This is a genomic window from Rhodococcus sp. 06-418-5 (assembly GCF_002258285.1).
Lineage (GTDB): Bacteria > Actinomycetota > Actinomycetes > Mycobacteriales > Mycobacteriaceae > Rhodococcoides.
The window spans coordinates 345,183-359,347 of the sequence record NZ_NOYE01000012.1; the positions used below are offsets into that span (position 1 = coordinate 345,183).

Below are 14,165 nucleotides of genomic sequence, written 5' to 3' on the forward strand. Positions count from 1 at the left end.
CATGGCCCTGACGCCGGTGCTGAGCGAATTCTGGGACGAGAAGAACTCGTGGACCCTCGACACCTACCGCAGTCACGACGGATATCGAGGGCTGGAGAAAGCCCTGTCCATGGACCCCGACGATCTCATCGCCTTGGTCAAGGATTCCGGTCTGCGCGGCCGTGGCGGTGCGGGATTCCCGACCGGAACGAAGTGGAGCTTCATTCCACAGGGTGACGGGAAAGTTCACTACCTCGTGGTCAACGCCGACGAATCGGAGCCGGGCACCTGCAAGGACATGCCGCTGCTGATGGCGAGCCCGCACACGCTGATCGAAGGAATCATCATCGCGGCGTACGCCATTCGGGCATCGCATGCATTCGTGTACGTCCGCGGCGAAGTGGTACCGGTGTTGCGCAGACTGCATGCCGCGGTCGCCGAGGCATCCGCGGCCGGCTACCTGGGCAAGGACGTTCTCGGAACGGGATTCGAGCTCGAGCTGGTGATCCATGCCGGTGCAGGCGCGTACATCTGCGGCGAGGAGACGGCTCTGCTCGACTCGTTGGAGGGTCGGCGCGGACAACCCCGGCTGCGTCCACCGTTCCCCGCGGTCGCAGGCCTGTACGCACGCCCGACAGTGGTCAACAATGTCGAATCGATAGCCAGCGTTCCGGTGATCCTGCGCAACGGAATCGAATGGTTCCGGTCGATGGGCAGCGAGAAGTCACCCGGATTCACCCTCTACTCGATCTCCGGTCACGTGTGTCGTCCCGGCCAGTACGAGGCTCCGCTGGGTATCACCCTGCGGGAACTGCTGGACTACGCGGGCGGCATCCGGCCCGGTCACGAGTTGAAATTCTGGACACCGGGAGGTTCGTCGACACCGATGTTCACCGGCGACCACCTCGACGTGCCACTCGACTACGAAGGCGTCGGCGCCGCCGGATCGATGTTGGGTACCAAGGCATTGCAGATCTTCGACGACACGACGTGCGTGGTGCGAGCGGTACTGCGCTGGACGGAGTTCTACGCACACGAATCCTGCGGCAAATGCACGCCGTGCAGAGAAGGAACCTATTGGCTGGTGCAGATACTGCGCCGCCTCGACAGTGGAACCGGCACCGAAGCGGACCTGACGACACTGCTCGACATCGCTGACGGCATCGCCGGAAAGTCGTTCTGCGCGTTGGGAGACGGAGCTGCGAGCCCCATCGTGTCCTCGCTGAAGTACTTCCGCGAGGAATACATCCGACATGTCACCGAACAGGGATGTCCCTTCGATCCACACCGATCGACTCTGATGGCAGAGGAGCTGACGTCATGACCGCAGCTGCACATGGTCGTTCCGCGGTGACCCACGTGGAGATGGTGACACTGACCATCGACGACCACGAGATCAGCGTTCCCAAGGGCACGTTGGTGATTCGCGCCGCCGAGCTGATGGGTGTGCAGATCCCGCGCTTCTGCGATCACCCGCTGCTCGATCCGGTGGGGGCGTGCCGTCAATGTCTGGTCGACGTCGAGGGGCAGCGCAAGCCGTTGGCGTCCTGCACGACCGCGGTGGCCGAGGGCATGGTCGTGCGCACTCAGGTGACATCGGAGTCGGCGGAGAAGGCGCAGCGAGGCGTCATGGAACTGCTGCTGATCAATCATCCGCTGGACTGCCCGGTGTGCGACAAGGGCGGCGAGTGCCCGCTGCAGAACCAGGCGATGGCGGCGGGTCGAGCAGAGTCCAGATTCGTCGAGACCAAACGCACGTACCCCAAACCGATTCCGCTGTCGGCGGAGGTCCTGCTGGACCGGGAACGGTGCGTCCTGTGCGCGCGCTGCACTCGGTTCGCGGCACAAGTGGCCGGCGACCCGTCCATCGACCTGCTCGAGCGCGGTGCGATTCAACAGGTCGGGATCTTCGGTAACGAGCCGTTCGACTCCTACTTCTCGGGCAACACCGTCCAGATCTGTCCGGTGGGTGCGCTGACCAACACCGAATATCGGTTCCGGGCGCGCCCCTACGATCTCACCTCGTCACCGAGCGTGTGCGAGCACTGCGCAGGAGGCTGTGCTCAACGAACCGACCATCGACGCGGCAAGGTCCTTCGCCGGCTGGCAGGTGACGACCCGCAGGTCAACGAGGAATGGAACTGCGACAAGGGACGGTGGGCGTTCAAGTACGCCACCGAACCCGATCGCATCACCGCGCCGATGATCCGGGACGGATCAGGGGAGTTGATCGAGACGTCGTGGTCGGCTGCGCTGGCCGCCGCGGCGTCGGGGCTGGCCGCATCGGTCGGCCGGGCGGCGGTACTGATCGGCGGAAGGTCGACCCTCGAAGACGCCTACGCCTACGCCAAGTTTGCTCGAACAGTGCTGCACACCAACGACGTCGACTTCCGCAATCGCAGCCACAGCACCGAAGAAGCCGACTTCCTGGCCGGCCGGATCGCAGCGACCGGGTTGGGGGTCACCTACACCGACCTCGAGCAGGCCCCGGTGGTGTTGCTGGTCGGCTTCGAGCCCGAGGAAGAATCGCCGCTGGTGTTCCTGAGGCTTCGCAAGGCGCACCGCACGAGCGCAGTGGTGGTGGCGTCGATCGCGCCGTTCTCCACCCGAGGCCTGCGAAAGCTCGACGGCGTTCTGCTGCAGTCGATTCCCGGTGACGAGCCGGCGTGGCTCGATGCGTTGCACATCGGCGATCGTGGGACCGAATCCATTGCTCACCTCCTTCGCGAGCCCGGTGCGATCGTGCTCGTCGGCGAGCGGCTCGGCTCCGTGCCCGGCGGTCTGGCGGCGGCTTCGAAACTGGCGGACGACACCGGGGCGCGCCTGGCCTGGATTCCGCGACGTGCTGGAGAACGCGGTGCCCTCGACGCCGGGGCGCTGCCGAACGTCCTGCCCGGCGGTCGTCCTGTGGACGATGCGGCTGCGCGCGCCGAGGTTGCCGCAGTGTGGGGTGTGTCCGAGTTGCCGGCGGAGGTGGGCCGCGACACCGCCGCGATCCTGGCCGACGCCGGACCGAGTCGTGTCCTGGTCACTGCCGGAATCGATCTCGACGATCTACCGGACCCTGCGGGTGCACTCGATGCACTGGACCGATCGGCGTTCGTGGTGAGCCTGGAGCTACGCCGCAGTGCGGTCACCGAGCGGGCCGACGTGGTGTTCCCGGTGGCGCCGGTGGTCGACAAGCCGGGAACCTTCGTCGACTGGGAAGGACGACCGCGCGCGTTCGACACTGCGCTCGGTGCCGGTGCACTGATGCCGGACCAACGCGTCCTCGATGCGATCGCCGCACAGATGGGCGTCGAACTGGCCGTACCCGACGCGGCGGCGGCACGCGCTCAGTTGACTCGCCTCGGTGTGTGGAACGGCCCGCGCATCCCGGTGGCCCGGATCGCGTCCCGCGCGCACGTTCCGACCCTCGGGCCCGGCGAGGCGATTCTGGCCACGTGGCGGATGCTCCTCGATGCGGGACGGATGCAGGACGGTGAGGACAATCTCGCCGCGACCGGTCGCCCGCCCACTGTTCGGTTGTCGGCGGCGACGGCGTCGGCCATCGGAGCGGAGACCGGTGACCCGGTGAGCGTCGCGACGGACCGGGGCTCGATCACGTTGCCGCTGACGATCACCGACCTGCCCGACACCGTGGTCTGGCTGCCGCTGAACTCGTCCGGTTCGGCGGTGCACCGGTCGCTCGGCGCGCAGTCGGGCGCGGTGGTTCGCATCGGTCGCGGCTCTGTGGAACGAGCAGAGGGCGCAGGAGTGGAGCCTGCGGAACGACCGGAGGGTGAGCAGTCGTGATCGTGGCCGCGCCGACCGATCTGTCGATGTTCGGCAACGACCCGTGGTGGTTGGTTGTCGGGAAGGCCTTGGCGGTCTTCGTGTTCCTGGTGCTCACGCCGCTGGTGGCGATCTACGCCGAACGCAAGATCATGGCGTGGATGCAGATGCGGGTCGGTCCCAACCGGGTGGGGCCGTGGGGCCTGTTGCAGTCGTTGATGGACGGGATCAAGCTGGCGCTGAAGGAGGGGATCACTCCGACCGGCGTCGACAAACCGATTTACGTTCTGGCTCCGATCATTTCGGTGGTGCCCGCGTTCATGGCCTTCGCGGTGATTCCGTTCGGGCCCGAGGTGTCGGTGTTCGGTACCACGACGCCACTGCAGATGACCGACCTGCCGGTCGGGGTTCTGTACATCCTCGCGGTCACGTCGGTGGGTGTGTACGGGATCGTGTTGGCAGGGTGGGCGTCGGGCTCGACGTACCCGCTGCTCGGTGCGCTCCGTTCGACTGCGCAGGTGATTTCCTACGAGGTCGCGATGGGCCTGTCGTTCGCGGCGGTCTTCCTGTACGCGGGCACCATGTCGACGTCCGGAATCGTTGCTGCGCAACAGAACACCTGGTACGTGTTTCTGCTGCTGCCGTCGTTCCTGGTGTACGTGACGGCGATGGTCGGCGAAACCAACCGCGCTCCGTTCGATCTGCCCGAGGCCGAGGGTGAGTTGGTGGGCGGGTTTCACACCGAGTACTCGTCTCTTCGTTTCGCCATGTTCATGCTCGCCGAGTACATCAACATGGTCACCGTGTCGGCACTGGCGACCACGCTGTTCCTCGGCGGCTGGCGGGCTCCGATTCCGCTGAGTCTGTGGAGCGGTGCCAACTCGGGGTGGTGGCCCGTGCTGTGGTTCACCCTCAAGGTCTGGGTGTTCCTGTTCGTGTTCATCTGGCTGCGTTCGACGCTGCCGAGGCTGCGCTACGACCAGTTCATGAACTTCGGCTGGAAGATCCTCATTCCGGTTGCCCTCGTCTGGGTGATGGTGATCGCGACGGTTCGGGTCCTCGGTGCCGAGCGTTACGACGTACCACTGGTCACGTTCGGAGTGTCGATGATCTTCGCGGTGGCCGTGCTGGGTGCGCTGCTGCTGATGGTGCGCAGGCATGCACGGGAACGGAACGTGCCGCCTCCTGCATCTGTCGTCGAGTTCGATGCGTTGGCAGGCGGATTCCCGATACCTCCCATTCCCGAGCAGGGCTCGAATGTCCCGAGCCGGCACGCCGGTGTGTGCTCATCCGCCGCCAGGTCACCGAAGGAGAACGCCGATGCCTGAATTTCTCGGTCCCATAGCAGGTTTCGGGGTCACCTTCGCCACGATGTTCAAGAAGCCCGAGACGGAGCTGTATCCGGAGGAGAAGAAGCCCACCGAGATTCGCTACCACGGGCGGCATCAGCTCAATCGGTACGCCGACGGTCTCGAGAAGTGCATCGGCTGCGAGCTCTGCGCGTGGGCCTGCCCGGCCGACGCCATCTACGTCGAAGGAGCCGACAACACCGAGACCGAAAGGTACTCTCCGGGCGAGCGCTACGGCGGGGTCTATCAGATCAACTACCTGCGGTGCATCGGGTGCGGACTGTGTGTCGAGGCATGTCCCACACGGGCTCTGACGATGACCAACGAGTACGAACTCGCCGGTGACAACAGAGCCGATCTGATCTATGAGAAGGACGCGCTGCTGGCCCCGCTGCAACCGCAGATGACCGCACCGCCGCACGCGATGGCGCCGGGTCTTACGTCCGAGGACTACTACCGGGGAGCCGTCACCGGCCACGAGTCAGGAGCCGAGTCCGCAGCCGAACCCGCAGCCGAACCCGATGGTGGTTCGGTGCGATGAGTGCACCGGAAGCTGCGGTGCAGCTCGCCCTCGATGCCACGTCCACCGGTGAGGCCGTGCAGTTCTGGACCCTCGGTGTCGTCGCCGTCATCGGCGCACTCGGGGTGGTGATGAGCACCAAGGCCGTCTACTCTGCGTTGTTCCTCGCTGCCACGATGGTGGTACTGGCGACCTTCTACATGGCGCAGGGAGCGCTGTTCCTCGGTGTCGTGCAGATCGTCGTCTACACCGGCGCGGTCATGATGCTGTTCCTGTTCGTTCTGATGCTCGTCGGGGTCGACACCTCGGAGTCGCTGACCGAAACTCTGCGTGGCCACCGCATCGCTGCCGTCGTCATCGGAATCGGCTTCGGACTGTTGATCATCGGGGTACTGCTGCGCGACGCGGCCCGTGCCGGTCGGCTCGACTTCGCCGGTCTCGACGCCGCCAACTCGACCGGAAACGTCGAGGGCCTGGCAGAGCTGATCTTCGTCGAATACGTGTGGGCGTTCGAGTTGACCGGAGCACTGCTGATCACTGCCACGATCGGAGCGATGATTCTGGCGCACCGAGAGGTTCTGGGGCCGGTCAAGGGTCAGCGAGAGATGGCGCAGGATCGCTTCCGCGACGGCTCGAGGGTGACACCGCTGCCGAGCCCGGGAGTGTATGCCAGGCACAACGGGGTCGATCGCCGCGCCTTGTTGCCCGACGGAACCGAATCCGAGTCCTCCGTCAACGCCATGTTCGCCGATCCTCGGGTCGAGAGTGACGAACGATGAATCCGGAGAACTATCTCTACCTGTCCGTTCTGTTGTTCGCGATAGGCGCGGCGGGCGTCATCGTCAGGCGCAACGCGATCATCGTGTTCATGTGCATCGAATTGATGCTCAACGCAGTCAATCTCGCGTTCGTCACCTTCTCCCGCATGCACGGCAACCTCGACGGCCAGTTGTTCGCGTTCTTCACCATGGTGGTCGCCGCCGCCGAGGTGGTGGTGGGCCTGGCCATCATCATGGCCATCTTCCGATCCCGTCGGTCGATTTCGATGGACGAGAACTCCCTGATGAAGAATTGACGGGGGCGCAGAAATGATGTCGATGCTGTGGCTTCTTCCGGCTCTGCCTGCGTTCGGTGCAGCGTTCCTGCTGCTCGGTGGCAGGCGCACCGACCGCTGGGGGCACCTCGTCGCGACGGCGGCGGCAGCGTCCTCGTTCGTCGTGGCCGCGGTGGTGTTCGGCTCGATGCTCGGTCGCGCCGAGTCGGGCCGCGCCCTCACTCAGACCTTGTTCCGGTGGGTTCCGGTGGACGAATTACAGGTCGAGTTCGGCTTGCGCGCAGATCAATTGTCGATCTGCTTCGTCCTGCTGATCACCGGGGTCGGTTCGCTCATTCACGTGTACTCCATCGGCTACATGAGTCACGACGCCGAGCGGCGTCGCTTCTTCGCGTACCTCAACCTGTTTCTGGCAGCCATGCTGCTGCTGGTTCTGGCCGACAACTTCCTCGGCCTGTATCTGGGGTGGGAGGGTGTCGGTCTGGCGTCGTATCTGCTCATCGGCTTCTGGCAGCACAAGCCGTCGGCCGCGTCGGCTGCCCGAAAAGCGTTCGTGGTCAACCGAGTCGGCGACATCGGCCTGGCGGTTGCGCTGATGATCATGTTCGTCAACTTCGGCTCCGTGCAGTACGACGACGTGTTCGCCGGAATCGGCGAGGCGGGCGAATCCGTGGCCACCGCCATGGCGCTGATGCTGCTGTTGGCGGCATGTGGAAAGTCGGCGCAGGTGCCGTTGCAGTCCTGGCTCGGTGATGCCATGGAGGGTCCGACACCGGTGTCGGCACTGATTCACGCGGCCACGATGGTCACGGCCGGGGTGTATCTCATCGTGCGCTCGGGACCGGTGTTCGAGGCATCTCCTGCCGCCCGCGCGGCCACCGTCACCGTCGGGGCGGTTACCTTGCTGTTCGGTGCCGTCATCGGATGTGCGAAGGACGACATCAAGAAAGCGCTCGCGGCGTCGACGATGAGTCAGATCGGGTACATGGTGCTCGCGGCCGGGCTCGGCCCCTCCGGGTACACCTACGCCATCGTGCTGTTGATCTCGCACGGCTTCTTCAAAGCGGGCTTGTTCCTGGGCGCGGGATCGGTGATGCATGCGATGAACGACGAGACCGACATGCGACGGTTCGGCGGACTCCGCGTCGCGATGCCGATCACGTTCGTCACGTTCGGCCTGGGGTATCTCGCCATCATCGGACTGCCGCCGTTCTCCGGCTTCTTCGCCAAGGATCCGATCATCGAGGTTGCATTCGCCGCCGGGGGAGTGGCAGGCCCGATTCTCGGCTGCGTGACGTTGCTCGGTGCAGGCCTGACGGCCTTCTACATGACTCGGGTGATGCTGTTGACGTTCTTCGGTCCGAAACGTTGGTCCGAGCAGGCACAACCGCACGAGGCGTCGGCGACGATGACCGCTCCGATGATCGTGTTGGCCGTCGGCTCGGTGGCGTCGGGTGCCTTTCTCGCGGTGGGCGGTCGCCTCGAGACATGGCTCGAGCCCGTGGTGGGATCGGCTCACGAGGAGCACGCGATCCCGGCTTGGGTCGTCACCGTCGCCGTCCTGGTGGTCGTTGTGGTCGGCGCGACCGTCGCCTACCGCAAGTACATCGTCGGTGAGGTTCCGTCGACGCCACCCGAGGACGTGTCGGCCGTGACCCGAGCCGCACGTGCCGATCTCTACGGAGACGCCTTCAACGAGGCGGCATTCATGCGTCCGGGACAGACCCTCACGCGCGCACTGGTGCACGCCGACAACGGTATCGACGCCGTCGTGGACGGGGTGGGTAGCTCGATCGGTGGTGCATCGACGCGGTCCCGGCGGCTGCAGACGGGATACGTGCGGTCGTATGCGTTGGCGATGTTCGCGGGAGCCGTTCTCGTGGTACTGATGGTGGTGGCTCTGTGACTCCCTGGTTGACCGTTCTCTGGGTGCTCCCGATGCTCGGCGCGGTCGTCGTCGCCCTGGTGCCCGCCGCTCGTCCGACCGTCGCGCGCAGTGTCGCAGTGGGTTTCGCTGCCGTGACCTTGGCCGTGTCGGTCGCCTTGGCAGTGTCGTTCGACTCCGGTGGCGATCGGTACCAGTTCGTCGAGGACCATTCGTGGATAGCGGCTTTCGGTGCGCGGTACACCCTCGGCCTCGACGGCATCGGCCTCGTGCTGGTGTTGCTCACCACCGTTCTCACGCCGTTGCTGCTCGTCGCAGGCTGGTACGACGGCAGTCGCGTCGCGCACTACGGCTCCCGTCGGGTGTCGCACACGTACATGGCGTTGATCCTGGTGGTCGAGTCGATGGTCGTCGTCTCGTTCCTTGCCTTGGACGTGTTGCTGTTCTACATCTTCTTCGAAGCGATGTTGATTCCGATGTACTTCCTCATCGGCGGCTTCGGGGGCAAGCATCGTACGCGCGCCGCGGTGAAGTTCTTGTTGTACAACCTCTTCGGCGGTCTGGTCATGCTGGCGGCCGTCATCGGCCTCTACGTGGTGACCGCGAGACCCGACGGGCCGTTCGACGGCGGGACATTCGATCTGCGCGTGATCGCCGACGCGGCGTCATCGGGCGGACTCGGAGTGGACCCGATGGTCCTGAACGCGCTGTTCCTCGGCTTCATGTTCGCTTTCGCGATCAAGGCACCGTTGTGGCCGTTCCATTCGTGGCTGCCCGACGCCGCCGTGCAGTCCACGCCCGCGACTGCGGTTTTGATGATGTCGGTGGTGGACAAGGTCGGCACGTTCGCGATGCTGCGGTTCTGTCTCGAACTCTTTCCTGGCTCGTCGCAGACGTTCGCGCCGTGGATCATCGCTCTTGCGGTCATCGGCATCGTCTACGGCGCGATACTGGCGATCGGTCAGACCGACATGATGAGACTGATTGCGTACACGTCTATTTCGCATTTCGGGTTCATCATCCTCGGCATCTTCGCCATGACCGGTCAGAGTCAGGCTGGTGCCACGCTGTACATGGTCAACCACGGAATTTCCACGGCCGCACTGTTCTTGATCGCGGGCTTCCTCGTCTCGCGTCGAGGGTCACGAGCGATAGCCGACTACGGCGGTGTGCAGAAGGTGGCACCGGTGCTCGCCGGCACGTTCTTGATCTCGGGACTTGCCACGCTCTCTCTACCCGGCCTCGCCCCCTTCGTGAGCGAATTCCTGGTGCTGATCGGCACGTTCGGTCGATACGGAGTCGCTGCGATCGTGGCCGCCGGAGCCCTCGTGCTGTCGGCGATCTACATACTGTGGCTCTACCAGCGCGTCATGACCGGGCCGGTCCGTGAAGACAACCGGACGGTGCCCGATCTCGTCCGACGCGAGCTGGCCGTGGTGGTGCCGTTGATCGCGTTGCTGATCGTGCTCGGTGTCTACCCGAAACCGGCGCTCGATGTCATCACTCCGGCAGTGCAATCCACGATCGTCGACGGTTCAGGAGGTCAGCGATGACCACACCCGAGGTGCAGTACGGTCTGCTGGCACCGATGCTGATCGTGTTCTCGGTCGCAGTTCTCGGCGTTCTCGTCGAAGCGTTCGTGCCGCTGCGGGCCCGTCGGCTCACACATCTGGGTCTTGCTCTCGCAGGACTGGTGGTAGCGCTGGCGGCGATCCTCGGTCTGGCCGGAACCGAGGCGTCGGCGATGAACGGGGCGGTCGCGATCGACGGCCCTACCCTTTTCCTGCAGGGAACCATTGTGCTGGTGTCGATTCCGGCAGTCGCACTGCTGGCGGAGCGCACCGTTGCAGTCACCGGGGCCGGTGCCGAGCGCCGGATCGATTCGTTCACTCCACAGGCATCGACCACTCCGGGCAGCGTGGCGGAGAAGGAGGCCATCGATGCAGGCGTCGCCCAGACGGAGGTATTTCCTCTGGCGATGTTCGCGATCGGCGGGATGCTGCTGTTCCCGGCGTCCACGGATCTGCTGACGATGTTCGTGGCGCTGGAAGTGCTGTCGCTGCCGCTGTATCTGCTCTGCGGACTCGCCCGACGGCGGCGGCTGCTCTCACAGGAAGCGGCTCTGAAATACTTTCTGCTGGGCGCGTTCTCGTCCGCGTTCTTCCTGTTCGGAGTCGCGTTCCTGTACGGATACGCCGGAACCGTTCGGTTGGACGGCATCGCCGACGCCATCGCGGTGGACGGCCCGGGCAGATCGCTCGCGCTGATCGGAACCGCCTTGCTCGCAGTGGGTCTGCTGTTCAAGGTCGGCGCGGTGCCATTTCATTCCTGGATTCCCGACGTCTACCAGGGTGCACCGACGCCGGTGACGGCGCTGATGGCCACGGTGACCAAGGTCGCGGCGTTCGGTGCGATTCTTCGCATCTTCGGAATGGCTCTGCCCGGTCTCGACTCGAGTTGGCGACCGATGCTGTGGGTGGTCGCCATCGCGACGATGGTGCTGGGTTCCGTTGTCGCGGTGACGCAGACGGATGTCAAACGGATGCTGGCGTACTCGTCCGTTGCACACACCGGATTCATCCTCACGGGAGTGACGGCACTGGGTGATTCCGGTGATGGGGGTGACGCCGGTGTGTCGGCCACGATGTTCTACTTGGTGGCGTACGCCTTCAGCACTCTCGGAGGGTTCGCGATCATCGGGTTGGCGCGCGACGAACGCGGTGAGGTGAGCGACCTCGATCGGTGGGCGGGAATCGGCCGTCGGTCACCGCTGGTGGCGGCGGTGTTCGGGTTGTTTCTGCTCTCGTTCGCCGGGATTCCGCTCACCAGTGGGTTCATCGGCAAGTTCGCGGTGTTCAGTGCTGCCTCCGGTGCAGGCGGAGCGGCGCTGGTCGTGGTCGGTGTGGTGTGCAGCGCGATTGCGGCGTTCTTCTACGTGCGGGTGATCGTGCTGATGTTCTTCACCGATCCGGGAGAGACGACTGCCACGATCGTGCGCCCGACTGCCTCGGTGTCGTGCTCGATAGGGGCCTCGGTGGTGCTCACCGTCGCTCTCGGAGTCTTTCCGCAGCCCGTTCTCGACCTCGCTGCGCGTGCCGCGAACTTCCTGTAGCTCTTACTTCGCGGACTTCATTCGCTGCTTCCACGTGTGCGAGCCGGTACCCACCGGTAGTCCGCCGATGGCTCCCGCAAGGCCGAACGCAGGCATGTTGACGTAGATCGCCTCGCTGTTCTGTGCTGTGGCGGTATAGGTTTCGTGCCACACGCCGACGTGGCGGGTTGCGGCCACCGATCGATTGAAGGCACGCCAGGCGGGTGCATGTGGTGCGTCGGGATCGGAGGCGAATCGCGTCAGATCCTCGGCAGTGCGCCAATAGCTGACCAGCATGGTGGTGCGCCCCAGCCACGAGTGGTAACCGAGCAGCCCGGAAGCGGGATCCTGCTCGAGATGGCCGAGCATCCGCGGCATCGCGCGCACCGCGGGTAACCAGGAGCGAACGGCCACCGGATTGTTGATCCGCATTCCGATGAGGAAGACCGTGACGGTGTCTCGTTCGAATTCGACCGTCCGTCGGCCGTCGATGATGGGTGGCATGACGTGTTCCCGTCTGTTCGGTGGGTGAAGCATTATGTGACACCGTTATAAAACACCGTTGTGATAGGTTCCGCAAGTGGCGAGACCCAGAATTCACGACGAGCAGTTGCGGACCCGGCTACTGGAGGCCGCGGCGGAAACCGTTGCGCACCACGGCGTCGACTCGTTGTCGCTGCGTAAACTGGCCGCTGCACAGGGCACATCCACAACGGCGATCTATTCGCTGTTCGGCGGACGTACCGAGTTGCTCGTGGCACTGTTCGCCACCTCGTTCGCGAGTTTCGGTGACTCCCAGCGCCGGGTTCCGGTCACCGGCGATCCAGAAGTGGACCTACGCGAGCTCGCCGTCGCCTACCGCACCTGGGCACTGGCCAATCCGCATCTGTACGCGGTGATGTTCGGGGGAGTGCTCGGTTCGATCGATGTTGCAGACGAGGCGCATCGCGCGGACGCGGCCATGGATCCGCTCCGCGCTGCCGTGTCGAGCGCCGTCGCGGCGGGAACCATGGCCGGGGCGTCGGTCGAGTTGATCAGCCACTCGTTCTGGGCGATCGTGCACGGATTGGTGTCGCTCGAATTGGCAATGCCCTCGACCGCCGACGACGAGACTCGTCGGGCGATGTTCGACGCGGGAGCGGAGTGCGTGCTGCGCGGGTGGACGCGTCAGTAGGTGCGCGGTATTCCTAGAATCTTGGTCGCATCCACGGTCATACCCAACCGCGCCGTCGGAGCGAGTGTGGGCAGGTCCGGGACATCGTCGACATCGACGGTCGCAGCGCCCATCACGTCGGATCCGGCGATCTCGAAGTCCGACATCGCGCGCCGCAGGTGGCTCGGTGTCGTTGCCAGCACCAGATTCTCGACGCCGATCTCGGCTGCCAGTGCGGTGGTGCGCTGTGCGTTCTGCACCGTCGAATTCGCGGTCGATTCGGTGTGAATGCGATCGGCCGCGATGCCTTCGTCCACGAGCCATCGGTGCATGGCCTCGGCTTCGGTGATACCGCTCTGCGGATTCCCGCCGGTGACGACGATGGGGGACTCGGGGGAGCGCTCCGCCGCGGCGACGGCCGAGCGTAGACGTGCCACCAACTCGCCTGTCATGCTGCCGTCACCCTCCAGCCCCAGCCCGAGCACCACGATCGCGGTACGCGGTCCGTCGGTGGTCGGGGCGAAATCGATTGTCTGCGTGGCGGCTTCGTCGATGATGGCGATGGCGCGATCGACTGCATCGGCGAGGGTTGGAGACAGGCCGCGCAGGCGGGTCCTGTGCGCCGTCAGAGCAGCGGTATCGGCGGTCGCGTTGGCATAGAACGTCTGCAGAGCTGCCACGTTGGCGTCGTCCGGGGCAGCGGTTGCGAGCGCATCGAGTGCCGCGAAACCGGCGTCGTAGCGCCCCTTCACCAATGCATTCTGCGCGTCGTTGTAGCGCTCCGCGTCGGCCGAACGGACCGTTTCGGCGACGGTTGCCGGGGCCGAGGCCTCGGGCGAGGCAACCGCCGAGATCGAGCCGAACCCGACAGCGAGCGCGGCGGCGCAGGACACCACGGCAACGCGAACGGTCGGTCGTACTCGGCCCTGTCGCACTACTGACGTCCTTTTCGAGCGGTGACGGGTTTCCGCCACCCTAGCTCAATTCGGTGCCGGTGTGACTGGTGTGAGCAGAGTTGTTCGAGTTACATGAATGTACTTCTGAGCAGGGACTTCTTCCGTCACAAAGTGACCGGGGCGCGTCCGCGATCGGCGGGTTCGATGGTCACCTCGGCATCGGGAAGAAAAACGCGCTCGGTCGTCGTGGTGCCGTCGACGCCGTCGGTCACGGTCACCGCCACGTTCTCGGCGACCTGGCCTGCGCTTTCGATGAACCCGGTCGCGACACCCTCTTCTATGAGCAGGTGATCACCCACCAGGAGAAGAAGCTCGTCCGCCGTCACCGTTCGTCTGCCGCCCACATCTTCGATAGTCATGAATCCCACCGTAATGCGCGGCGCTGCACAGCGCCGTCGCATGTT

At 64.9% G+C, this 14,165-nt stretch carries 13 protein-coding genes; 10 read left to right on the forward strand and 3 right to left on the reverse strand.

The genetic code is table 11. From position 1 onward, the window contains the following. Position 1: 1 nt before the first annotated feature. Genes nuoF through nuoN form a run of 9 tightly spaced genes read left to right on the forward strand, consistent with a single transcriptional unit; the run spans position 2 to position 11,673 of the window. On the forward strand, positions 2-1,303 hold the full coding sequence (nuoF, locus tag CH274_RS07315; protein WP_094657045.1) for an NADH-quinone oxidoreductase subunit NuoF: 1,302 nt from the start codon (positions 2-4) through the stop codon (positions 1,301-1,303). Next, positions 1,300-3,774 (forward strand): NADH-quinone oxidoreductase subunit G, encoded by a 2,475-nt coding sequence (locus CH274_RS07320; protein ID WP_094657046.1) that lies wholly within the window; start codon positions 1,300-1,302, stop codon positions 3,772-3,774. Before nuoF ends, CH274_RS07320 begins: the two co-directional genes overlap by 4 nt. A gap of 26 nt (positions 3,775-3,800) precedes the next feature. Then, positions 3,801-5,081, forward strand: coding sequence for an NADH-quinone oxidoreductase subunit NuoH (nuoH, locus tag CH274_RS07325; RefSeq protein WP_094657261.1), 1,281 nt, complete (start codon positions 3,801-3,803; stop codon positions 5,079-5,081). After that, on the forward strand, positions 5,074-5,643 hold the full coding sequence (nuoI, locus tag CH274_RS07330) for an NADH-quinone oxidoreductase subunit NuoI (protein WP_094657047.1): 570 nt from the start codon (positions 5,074-5,076) through the stop codon (positions 5,641-5,643). The genes nuoH and nuoI overlap by 8 nt, the downstream gene beginning before the upstream one ends. Beyond that, entirely contained in the window at positions 5,640-6,401 is a 762-nt protein-coding gene (locus tag CH274_RS07335) for an NADH-quinone oxidoreductase subunit J (protein WP_094657048.1), read from the forward strand. The genes nuoI and CH274_RS07335 overlap by 4 nt, the downstream gene beginning before the upstream one ends. Beyond that, positions 6,398-6,697: an NADH-quinone oxidoreductase subunit NuoK gene (nuoK, locus tag CH274_RS07340; protein ID WP_032397862.1), complete on the forward strand. Its 300-nt coding sequence runs from the start codon at positions 6,398-6,400 to the stop codon at positions 6,695-6,697. The genes CH274_RS07335 and nuoK overlap by 4 nt, the downstream gene beginning before the upstream one ends. A 13-nt stretch (positions 6,698-6,710) precedes the next feature. Continuing rightward, positions 6,711-8,582: an NADH-quinone oxidoreductase subunit L gene (gene nuoL / locus CH274_RS07345; RefSeq protein WP_179275657.1), complete on the forward strand. Its 1,872-nt coding sequence runs from the start codon at positions 6,711-6,713 to the stop codon at positions 8,580-8,582. A 32-nt stretch (positions 8,583-8,614) separates the two neighbouring features. Next, a complete protein-coding gene (locus tag CH274_RS07350) occupies positions 8,615-10,114 on the forward strand; it encodes an NADH-quinone oxidoreductase subunit M (RefSeq protein ID WP_373453917.1) in 1,500 nt (499 codons plus the stop codon). Further along, the gene (gene nuoN, locus CH274_RS07355; RefSeq protein ID WP_094657050.1) at positions 10,111-11,673 is read left to right on the forward strand and encodes an NADH-quinone oxidoreductase subunit NuoN; all 1,563 of its coding nucleotides are present in this window, start codon (positions 10,111-10,113) and stop codon (positions 11,671-11,673) included. The genes CH274_RS07350 and nuoN overlap by 4 nt, the downstream gene beginning before the upstream one ends. Before the next feature lie 3 nt (positions 11,674-11,676). On the opposite strand, the gene CH274_RS07360 is transcribed toward nuoN, so the two are convergent. Next, positions 11,677-12,156, reverse strand: a complete 480-nt coding sequence (locus CH274_RS07360; protein ID WP_094631742.1) for a DUF4188 domain-containing protein — start codon at positions 12,154-12,156, stop codon at positions 11,677-11,679. 76 nt (positions 12,157-12,232) lie between these two features. On the opposite strand from CH274_RS07360, the gene CH274_RS07365 reads away from it, so the two are divergent. Continuing rightward, on the forward strand, positions 12,233-12,826 hold the full coding sequence (locus CH274_RS07365; protein WP_094631741.1) for a TetR/AcrR family transcriptional regulator: 594 nt from the start codon (positions 12,233-12,235) through the stop codon (positions 12,824-12,826). Here CH274_RS07365 and CH274_RS07370 read toward each other — a convergent pair. Continuing rightward, positions 12,820-13,740 (reverse strand): YdcF family protein, encoded by a 921-nt coding sequence (locus CH274_RS07370; RefSeq protein WP_094657051.1) that lies wholly within the window; start codon positions 13,738-13,740, stop codon positions 12,820-12,822. The two genes, CH274_RS07365 and CH274_RS07370, sit on opposite strands and share 7 nt — an antisense overlap. 125 nt (positions 13,741-13,865) lie before the next feature. Continuing rightward, positions 13,866-14,120, reverse strand: a complete 255-nt coding sequence (locus tag CH274_RS07375) for a hypothetical protein (protein WP_032398387.1) — start codon at positions 14,118-14,120, stop codon at positions 13,866-13,868. Positions 14,121-14,165: the final 45 nt, after the last annotated feature.